The organism is Microcoleus sp. K1-B1, from assembly GCF_036704705.1.
Classification (GTDB): domain Bacteria; phylum Cyanobacteriota; class Cyanobacteriia; order Cyanobacteriales; family Microcoleaceae; genus Microcoleus.
In genome coordinates this window covers 93,444-104,275 of record NZ_JAUBSH010000016.1, presented here as the reverse complement: position 1 = coordinate 104,275, position 10,832 = coordinate 93,444, and the positions used below count along the sequence as shown (strand labels likewise).

General features: G+C 44.7%; 4 protein-coding genes. All 4 read left to right on the top strand.

Annotated elements, in window-relative coordinates; all coding sequences use genetic code 11:
- The first annotated feature begins 850 nt into the window (after positions 1–850).
- Positions 851–1,159, top strand: coding sequence for an HU family DNA-binding protein (locus QUA83_RS08785; RefSeq protein WP_333198661.1), 309 nt, complete (start codon positions 851–853; stop codon positions 1,157–1,159).
- Between the two features lie 15 nt (positions 1,160–1,174).
- On the top strand, positions 1,175–2,437 hold the full coding sequence (locus tag QUA83_RS08780) for an aminotransferase class I/II-fold pyridoxal phosphate-dependent enzyme (RefSeq protein ID WP_333292585.1): 1,263 nt from the start codon (positions 1,175–1,177) through the stop codon (positions 2,435–2,437).
- A 411-nt stretch (positions 2,438–2,848) separates the two neighbouring features.
- Entirely contained in the window at positions 2,849–4,339 is a 1,491-nt protein-coding gene (locus QUA83_RS08775; protein ID WP_333292584.1) for an NAD(P)/FAD-dependent oxidoreductase, read from the top strand.
- Between the two features lie 606 nt (positions 4,340–4,945).
- Entirely contained in the window at positions 4,946–10,417 is a 5,472-nt protein-coding gene (locus QUA83_RS08770; protein WP_333292583.1) for an AAA family ATPase, read from the top strand.
- Positions 10,418–10,832: the final 415 nt, after the last annotated feature.

Below are 10,832 nucleotides of genomic sequence, written 5' to 3'. Positions count from 1 at the left end.
ATTTTGGTTTGTAAGGCAATTATCTATGCAGAGCTTGCCTTACAGATTTTTTTTTGCTCACTTTTTCAGTGCCATTGGACTAAAAATTAGTATTTGAGTCGGTTTTAACCGACTTCAGCTATGAGACAGGGACTTCAGTCCCTGGCGGTGGAAGAAGGCATTGCTCTCAACCTTCCACGCTCTTTCCCCTGAGTCCGACAGTCCGACAGGGGTTGAAACCCCTGCCTCAAAGCTAAAGTCCTCTAAAAGAGGACTAAAGAACTCATTAGTCCTATGCAAAAGGACTATCAATCACTCTTTCAGTCGTCTTCAGACGACTTCAGCTATTAGCCAGGGGTTTCAACCCCTGGCGGGTTTGGGGAGAATGAAACAGCCCTGCCCCACGGGGAAAAGAAAGAGGGGAAAGAAACAAGGGCTAAAGGAAAAAACTTTTCCTTTAGCCCTTGACAAATTACATTTTATTCCTTCTATTTCTCTTTTTTTTAGGCTTTCAAATCCACCGAGGCGAGAAATCTTCTCTCCAAGGTGGTATTTTTTTACCTAAATTTTGGGATTAATTACAAAAATTAGCAAGTTCCATATAAATTAAAGGTTCCACCGATCCATAACGGTCGGCAAGACTTTAGAATAATGCAGTGAAAATTAGATGCTGTGGGGTTTTCAGCAGTTAGAAACAAAAATTCCTTTTCTGACCAATTATCCTAGGGTAATTGGTATTCAGCAGGAGTTGTGATTCGGGGAAGCGGACGGGAGCAATCGGGAACCACCCAAACCTCCCAATCCACACCTCAATCGAGTTGATAACTCACGGCTAATAGTTGAACTAACTCTGTTTAACGTAATTTTGCAAATCGAGAAGGAGTTCGCAATGAACAAAGGTGAATTGGTTGATGCAGTCGCGGAAAAGGCTAGCGTGACGAAAAAACAGGCAGATGCTGTTTTGAGTGCCGCCCTCGAAGCAATCATGGAAGCTGTCTCCGATGGCGACAAGGTGACGCTGGTCGGTTTTGGCTCGTTTGAGTCGCGGGAACGCAAGGCCCGCGAGGGTCGCAATCCCAAAACAGGCGACAAGATGGAAATCCCGGCAACCAGAGTTCCTGCATTTTCCGCAGGGAAGTTGTTTAAGGACAGAGTTGCACCGCCGAAAAACGCAGAATAGCTGGCGAACTGAGTCTTGATTAGACCTTTACACGGTGGGAATTTAGCTTGGGCAGCCGCACTGGCCGGCTGCCCTGCCTCTGCTATTCTTGATTTTTCTGCGAGTATCAGTCCTTTGGGCCCTCCTGAGTCGGCCCTGGCTGCAATTCAAGCACACTTGAGCAGTCTGACGGCTTACCCAGACCCGGATTATGGGGAGCTCAGGACTGCTTTGGGGGAGGCTTTGAATGTTGACCGGGATTGGATTTTGCCAGGGAATGGTTCGGCGGAATTGTTGACTTGGGCGGCTTGGGATTTGTCGAAGCTGGAGGCGACTTATTTGGTGACTCCGGCTTTTGGCGATTACTCGCGGGCTCTTTCGGCTTTCGGCGCGCAGGTGCTGAAATGCCCTTTGGATCTTAAATCTTGCACCATTGTCAAGAACGAGCAAGATGCCCATTCCACAAGAGATGAATTTTCTTGTGGAACAGTCAAGATGCCTGTTCCTAAACAAGTAATCGAGAATGGTGCAACTTCTCAGTTGGAAAAATCGTTGGACGCGGAGGCTTCCAGCCGGTTAGTAACGGATGATTTGTCGGTTTCTAACCGTTCCCTTGTCTCCCCTTCTTTTCGTATCCCAGTTCCTCTTGCTCTCGATGCCCCCTCTCGACGAGGTTTGCTCCTGAACAACCCGCACAATCCTACGGGTTTGCTGTTTGCTAGGGAGGCGATTTTGCCTTATGTGAAGCAGTTAGGTATGGTGGTGGTGGATGAGGCCTTTATGGACTTTCTACCGCCTTCTGAGCAGGAAACTTTGATCGATGCTGTTGAGGAGTTTCCGAATTTGGTGATTTTACGATCGCTCACTAAATTCTATTCTCTGCCGGGACTGCGGTTGGGCTGTGCGATCGCCCATCCCGATATCCTCCGCCGCTGGCAGTTGCTGCGCGATCCTTGGCCTGTAAATGCTTTGGCTGCTGCTGCTGCTGCTGCTGTGGTACGAGATGCTGCTTTTGAGCAGCAAACCTGGGATTGGCTGCCTGTTGCTCGCCGAGAGCTATTTGAGGGTTTGGCTAATTTACCGGGTTTGCAGCCAATTGCCGGGGCGGCTAATTTCTTGTTGGTTGAGTCGTCGATGTCGGTTTCTTCGATTCAAAAAAGTCTGTTGGAACGACACCGGATTTTGATTCGGGATTGTTTGAGTTTTCCTGAGTTGGGCGATCGGTTTTTTCGGGTGGCTGTGCGCTCAAGGGCGGACAATCTGCGGCTGATTGCTGGACTTTCCGAAGTTATTCGTTAGTTGACGGTTGACGGTTGACGGTTGACGGTTGACGGTTGACGGTTGACGGTTGACGGTTGACTGTTGACTGTTGACAACCAATAAAAGTTGACAAAGGATTTTATTGGTCGTTTGAGGGGACATCCCCAAGAAATCCGGTTTCTATGATAAACCTTGGGTTTTGCAGTGAAGTCTGTAGGAAGAAACCGGGTTTATGACCCCGCGCGCCGATCGTCCTAAACTACTAACTAATGACTAATGACTACTGACAATCAAGCATCCAGGATACAAGCCCCCGAATTCATTCCGAAAGCAGACTCAGGACCCAGAAATAAAAAACCTGTATCCGATGAAACTTGCCGAACGTATTTATCCGTGGTCAATGCTTCAATTCTTTAATCTAAAATCTAAAATCTAAAATCGCGCAATCGATTGACTTCTTTATTTATGCTTGACTATGATTTAGTGATTATTGGTGGAACTCCGGCCGGACGTTATGCTGCTTTGACTGCAACTAATTTCCCGGCCCGCGTTGCTTTGGTGGAACCGCTAAGTAATTCCCAAGATTTGCCGACTGGGGGGAAAGAGTCGATCGACCTTGGTTTGAGATACAGCCAAACTTTGAGGGAGGCTGCTCGTTTTGCCCAGCAGATCAGCCGCCAGCAGTTGGGGGTTCGTTGGGAAGTCGCGAATTCCTCCATGCCGCTCAAATTGCGATTTGAGGGCGTTCTCAAGTGGGCAGATGATGTTGTTTCTAATTTGTCAGAAATTGATTCTCTCGGCCTTTTGGCTGCTCGCGGGGTCGATGTTATTTTTGGCAACGGCGAGTTTGTTGCGAAACCGGATTTGGCTTTTGTTGTCGGCGGGCGAAAATTGCGATCGCTCTGTTATTTGCTAGCTTGTCCAACTCTGCCGGCGATTCCCAATATTGAAGGACTTTCGTCTGCTGGCTTTTTTACTTCGGAAACTGTTGGGGAATTAGCAAAACTTCCCCAGTTGCCTAAAAGTTTGGCTGTAATCGGTGCCGATCCCAGCGGTGTCGAAGTGGCTCAGACTTTTGCCCGGTTGGGGGTTGCTGTCACTTTGGTGGTGAAAAGTTCGCACATTTTGGCTAAAGAAGACCGGGAGGCTGCTGGTTTGGTGCAAGCTGGAATGGAAGCTGAAGGAGTGCGGATTCTGACTGCAACTGAGGTGACTCAAGCTAGGGTGATTGAGGGTAAAAAGTGGATTCAAGCTGGGCCAAGGGCGATCGAAGCTGAGGAGATTTTTCTGGCCGCCGGTAGAGGACAAAATTTTTCCTCGTTAAATCTCGAAGCGGCTAAGGTTAAATTCAGCGATCGCGGGGTGATTTTAAATGAAAAGCTGCAAACAACTAATCACCGCATTTACGCGATCGGCGATGTTGCTGGGGGTTATCCGTTCCCTCACATCGCTAATTACGAAGCTGCAGTTGCTGTGAAAAATTCTTTGTTTTTGCCGCTGTTTCAAATAGATTATCGCGGGATTCCTTGGGCGATTTTTTCTGATCCGCAATTGGCGAGGGTTGGCTTGACTGAAGCGCAAGCAAGGCGACGTTTTGGAGACGATCTGATTGTTTGTCGCGAATATTTCAAGAATGTTGAAAGAGCTCAAATGTCCGGCGATACAACTGGTTTTTGTAAGATTGTCGGGCGTCGCAACGGGGAGATTTTGGGAGCGAGTATTGTGGGGCCGCAAGCTGCTGAGTTGATTCACGCGATCGCCTTGGCTGTGCGTCACGGGATGAAGGTTGAGGCGATCGCCCAACTTCCTTATATTTGGTCGAGTTTTTCGGAAATTAACGGTCAAACTGCTGCTGTTTGGGAGTCGCAGCGCTTGGGCAGAAATACTTTTTCGCGGAATTTATGGGAGAATTTGTTTCACTGGCGCAGGTATTGGAAGTGAAAAAATTAAAGGGGTAATTGGTAATTGTAAGGATGTGAGTGGCAAAATATAATTGACTTGGGCTAGTTCCATAGTCGGCTTATGAATTTTGGCATTTAATGCCTGATTCACTTATTAGAGTGGGGCAGCTTGTTGTGGCATCTGGACAAATAATTCGGCTGGCGATGCCATGAATCCCAATTTATCCCTAATCTGACATACAAACTCAATTTACTCTGCTTCCCGCTTTAAATGCCGCTCCGAATTGTACTAATGACATTAAATTCTCACCTAAACTAGACATTAAGATTTAATAGGCGATTACATACAAGCATCGGTTTTAAAAATACTCTTAAGTACCTGATTAGCCTCTTAAATTCTTCTATCAACGGCTGGCGTTCAATCAGCTTTAGCCTTCTTCATCTTCTACTTAGTATTAACTCAACTATAAACAGCTCTTACATAAACAATTCAAGTATTGTTTTAAACTCTTGCTTTCATAACTCTCTCTCCCGAATATATTAAGAAAAATGTAATTCACTCAATACTAAAGCAGAGCGAGCGAAAATAGTAGATAGTAACTCTCAGAAGCTTCAGACTTGACAGAAGCAGTAGGAATACGTAGATATGACTAACATCACAAATTTTTTTCTAGGATATCACATAAACGAGCAAATATACGCAGGCAATCGAACTCTAGTTTATCGTGGTATTCGCTCTTCAGATCAGCAACCCGTCGCGATCAAATTACTGCGAAATGACTTTCCCAGCTTCAACGAACTGGTTCACTTCCGCAACCAATACGTAATTGCTAAAAACTTAAATATCCCCGGCACTGTCAAGGCATACAGCCTGGAAAGCTATCATAACCGCTATGCTCTGGTGATGGAAGACTTTGGCGGGATTTCCTTATGTAGCTACCTTGCTAGTCTAGCATCCGAGAGCAACGAACCCCTAGAAGGCTTGCCCGTTAACGAGTTTCTTCCTATGGCGATTCAAATTGCCAACGCCCTTGACGGACTTCATCGCCACCACGTCATCCATAAAGACCTCAAGCCCGCCAATATTCTAATTAACCCCACCAGTAAAGAAGTCAAGCTGATTGATTTGAGCATCGCTTCCCTGCTGCCGCGCGAAACCCAAGAAATTCAAAATCCCAACGTCCTCGAAGGCACCTTACCTTACATATCTCCCGAACAAACTGGGCGAATGAACCGAGGCATTGATTACCGCACAGATTTCTACTCTCTGGGAGTCACATTCTACGAATTACTAACAGGAAAGTTACCCTTCCAAACAGACGATCCAATGGATTGGGTACACTGCCACCTGGCAAAGCAACCTATTCCCGTCCATGAACTCAACCCAGCAGTTCCTCCGGTACTGTCTGAGATAGTTGGTAAACTGATGGCGAAGAATGCAGAAGACCGCTATCAGAGTGCCAGCGGACTCAAGTACGACTTAGAAACTTGTTGGCAACAGTGGAGAGAAAAGGGAGAGATTGCATCCTTTAAATTAGGACAACGAGATTTATGCGATCGCTTCCTCATCCCAGAAAAATTATACGGTAGAGAAAGCGAAGTATCCTCCCTAGTGGCAGCCTTCGATCGCGTGAGTGCAGGCAGCACTGAAATGATGCTCGTTTCTGGTTTTTCTGGTATTGGCAAAACCGCTGTAGTCAACGAAGTTCACAAACCAATTGTGAGACAGCGAGGCTACTTTATTAAAGGCAAATTTGACCAATTTCAACGCACCCTTCCCTTTACAGTATTTGTCCAAGCTTTTCGCGGTTTAATGGGACAACTGCTATCGGAAACCGATGCTAAAGTAGAACAATGGAAGTTGGATATTTTGGCTGCTTTGGGCGAGAATGCTCAGGTAATCGTTGAAGTCATTCCTGAACTAGAACGTATTATCGGACAGCAAGCGCCCGTCCCCGAACTTTCTGGAAGTGCTGGTCAAAATCGCTTCAATTTGTTATTTGAAAAATTCATTCAAGTCTTCACAACAAAAGACCATCCTTTAGTGATTTTCTTGGACGATTTGCAATGGGCAGACTCAGCATCGTTAAAATTAATTCAACTGCTGATGAGCGACGTGGATAACCGCTATCTCTTTTTAATTGGAGCTTATAGGGATAACGAAGTTTTTCCAGCACATCCATTGATGCTGACCTTAGCAGAGATTCAAAAAACTGAAGCAAAGGTGAATACTATTACCTTACCACCACTTGATAGAGCCGACGTAAATTGTTTAGTTGCCGATACTCTAGCTTCTTCTACAGCGTTGGCTCAGCCTTTGACAGAACTCGTTTATCAGAAAACCCAAGGCAATCCATTTTTCAGCACACAATTCCTCAAATCTTTGCATGAAGATGGGCTAATTGAATTTGATGTTGAGCTTCGTTATTGGCAGTGCGATATTGCCCGAGTGCGAACCTTGGCACTAACCGATGATGTTGTAGAATTTATGGCACTTCAGTTGCGAAAGTTGCCAGCCCAGACACAGGAAGTTTTAAAGTTAGCTGCTTGTATTGGCAATCAGTTCGATTTGGCGACGTTAGCAATTGTTGATGAAAATTCGCCAGAAGAAACCGCATCGGCTTTATGGAAGGGACTACAAGACGGGCTAATTTTACCCATTAGCGAAGTTTATAAGTTTTATCAAGCAGAGGGAAATAGCGAATCGGTAATCGCTAAGGTCAAGAAATCTGACCAATTACTAATTACACAGGATCAATTACCCAAATATAATTTTTTACACGATCGCGTCCAACAAGCTGCCTATTCCCTCATTCCTGAAGACCAAAAGCGTTCTACTCATTTAAAAATCGGTCAACTGTTATTAAAGAATACACCAGAAGCCGAGCGAGAAGAAAGAATTTTTGATATTGTCAACCACTTGAATGTGGGAGTTGAGCTAATTACTCAGGAAGCAGAACAAGAGCAATTAGCACAATTGAATTTGGTTGCAGGAAAGAAAGCCAAAGCTGCTACCGCTTATGCTGCTGCGGTTGAATATTTCAATATTGGGAACAAATTACTGATAGCAAATAGTTGGGAGAATCAATACGAACTAACATTAGGGCTGCATACCGAAGCAGCAGAAGCAGCATATCTGTGCGGTGACTTTGACGGGATGGAAGAATTGGCATCAGTCGTGGAAAGCTCTGCCAAAATGCTACTGGACAAAGTGAAAGTATATGAAGTCCAGATGCAAGCTTGTATGGCGCAAAATAAGTTACAGGAAGCGCTGAATACGGGACTACAAGTTTTAAAACTGTTGGGGGTAGAGTTTCCCTCGGAGCCAAATCCGTCTGATATTGGGCAGGCATTAGGCGAAACTGCGGCAATTTTTAACGAGAAGCGAATTGAAGATTTGATTGATCTGCCTGAAATGAGGGAGCCCTATAAACTAGCAGCCATAAGACTTTTATCAAGTATCTTTGCTACTGCATACCTTGCTGCTCCTGCACTGTTGCCTTTGACTGTATGCAAACAAGTACAATTATCCGTCCAATATGGGAATGCTTCGGTTTCTCCCTTTGCTTACGCCAATTATGGTTTTCTGCTTTGTGGAGTTGTGGGAGATATTGATTCAGGTTATCAGTTCGGTCAATTGGCTTTAAATCTAGTTTCAAAGTTAAATTCTCAAGAAATTAAAGCCAAGACAGCCTTTGTAGTAAATTTCTTGATCCGACCTTGCAAAGAGCATCTCAAAGAAACATTAGAGCCTTTGGTGTCAGCTTATTCTAGCGGAATGGAGACAGGAGATATGGAATATGCAGCCTATAATTTATTACAGTATTCCTGTTCGGCTTACTATAGTGGCAAAGAACTAACTGTCCTTGAAATAGAGATAGCAAGAAACAGAGATGCTATTGATAAAATCAAGCAAAAAAAACCGCTTAATTATATAGAAATTTATTGGCAGACTATCTTGAATATGCTGGGAAAAAGTAAAAATTCCTGCATTCTCAAGGGTGAAGCCTACGATGAGCATATCAAGTTGGCAGTTTACCAGCAAACAAATGACCAAGTGGGATTTGCCTACATATATTTACACAAGTTTTTCCTTTGTTACTGGTTTGAAAAATACTCAGAAGCGATAGAGAATATCGCTCTAGCAGAGAAGTATTTAAATGCAGTAATAGGAATGCCAGTTATTCCTGTTTTCCATTTCTACGATTCTTTGGTGCGGTTGGCGGTGTATTCTGACACTCCACAGTCTGAACAACAGAAACTTCTCGACAGAGTACAAGCTAATCAAGAAAAAATGCAGAAATTGGCGCATCATGCCCCCATGAATCATCTGCATAAATTCTATCTAGTAGAGGCAGAACGGCATCGGGTTTTAAAGCAAAAAATAGAAGCGGTCGAGATGTACGACAAGGCGATCGCACTCGCCCAAGAAAACGAATACATCAACGAAGAAGCAGTTGCTCACGAACTCGCTGCCAAATTCTACTTAGAATGGGGCAAAGAAAAACTGGCAAAACCCTATTTAATTGATGCTTACTATGCTTACGCAAAGTGGGGAGCAAAAGCAAAGATTGACCATCTAGAACAGCGCTACCCCGAATTGCTTGCTGTGATCCTGCAACAGGAGCGAACTCGCCAGAATCCGACCGAAACAACTCACACATCCAGCAGTGAATCATCCCTATCTAACACCAATAGAACAATTATCGGTAGCACCAGCAGTTTGGAGTTAGTAGATTTGCCGACAGTGATCAAAGCTTTTCAAGCTCTTTCCAGTGAAATAGAACTAGAGCAATTGCTAACTACATTGATGCAAGTAGTAGTGCAAAATGCCGGAGCACAAACCGGAGCATTAATTTTGGAGGAAGGTGGAAAGTGGAGAGTTGCCGTACACTGTACAAATCGCCAAGATTGTGACTTGGAATCGCTTTTAGTTGAAGAAAGCAAAGCAATTCCTCTGAACATCATTAACTACGTCAAACGTACAAAAGAAATCCTGGTATTCGATCATGCCAGCACTCAAACCACTTGGGCTGGCGATCCTTACATGATTGAGCACCAACCCAAGAGCGTTTTATGCACTCCGATTCTCCATCAACGCAAAGTAATGGGGATTCTGTATTTAGAGAATAATCTCACAACGGGGGCGTTTACGCGCGATCGGGTCGCTATCCTCAATATCCTGTGCTCGCAAGCAGCAATTTCCTTACAAAACGCCCGACTGTATCAACAATCCCAGGAATATGCCCAAAAATTAGAGCAATCTCTCCACGATCTCAAACAGATGCAGTTGCAATTGGTACAGGGTGAAAAAATGTCTGCTTTGGGAAATTTAGTCGCAGGTGTAGCCCACGAAATTAACAATCCCGTAGGTTTTATCGCCGGCAACTTGCAACCAGCTCAAGAATACGTGGGGGATTTATTCAATTTGATTGATTTGTATCAAGAAAAATTTCCCCATCCGGGAGGAGAAATTGAAGCAGAAATTGAAGATATAGACTTGGAGTATTTGCGAGAAGATTTGCCCAAATTGATTGGCTCGATGCAGGAAGGAGTAGAGCGCATCCGCAATATCAGTACGAGTTTGAGAACGTTTTCCAGGGCAGATAGCGATCGACCAGTTTCTTTCAATATTCACGACGGACTTGAAAGCACTCTGCTAATTCTCAAGCACCGTTTAAAAGCCAGCGAGTTCCGCCCTGCCATTGAAATTGTGAAAGAGTACGGTAACTTGCCCCTCGTAAAATGCTTTCCCGGACAGTTAAATCAGGTATTTATGAATGTGCTGGCTAATGCCATTGACGCTCTGGAGGAGTCAAATAAGGGGCGGACTTTTAGTGAAATCAAAGCTTTACCTAATCAAATTACGGTTCAAACTGTTCTGAGCGAATCCAACGATCAGGTTTTGATTCGGATTAAGGATAATGGAGTGGGGATGTCGGCAGAAGTCAAGGAAAACATCTTTAACCACTTATTTACAACCAAGTCTGTGGGTCAAGGAACTGGATTAGGATTGTCTATAGCCCACCAAATTGTTGTGGAAAAACATGGAGGTACATTAGTGGTGAATTCTTCCCTGGGGCAGGGCTCGGAGTTTGTGATTTCTATTCCGGTGTGATCCTTTCGTAGTAGGGCTTGAGGGCAATTAGTGCCGCCTCGCAATTACAGGCCATGTTATTAGAAGAAACAGGACACTGGGCACGGGGAACGAGTAACAGGCTAGGGGTTTTCGTGCTAGGAACTAGCAATTATGGACTAGGAGAACAAAGAATCTAGACTAATTCCCCCATCCTCCGCCCACACCTTATTCATGATTGAGACAGCGGTTTGCAACCGCCTGCTTTACCAACTCTCTTTCCTTTTTTTGTGCCCGGTTTTGAGTTAAGAGTTCCCTGGAGATTTTCAGCCTCTACCTTACCGAAATGAAAGCAGCTATCATGCTACTCAGATTGTGGAGTTAAATTTCATAATATAATCAAGTCGCGCACCCTACGTTAATAAGGTGGGCGCTGGACGCTGAGATGTACGGAGAG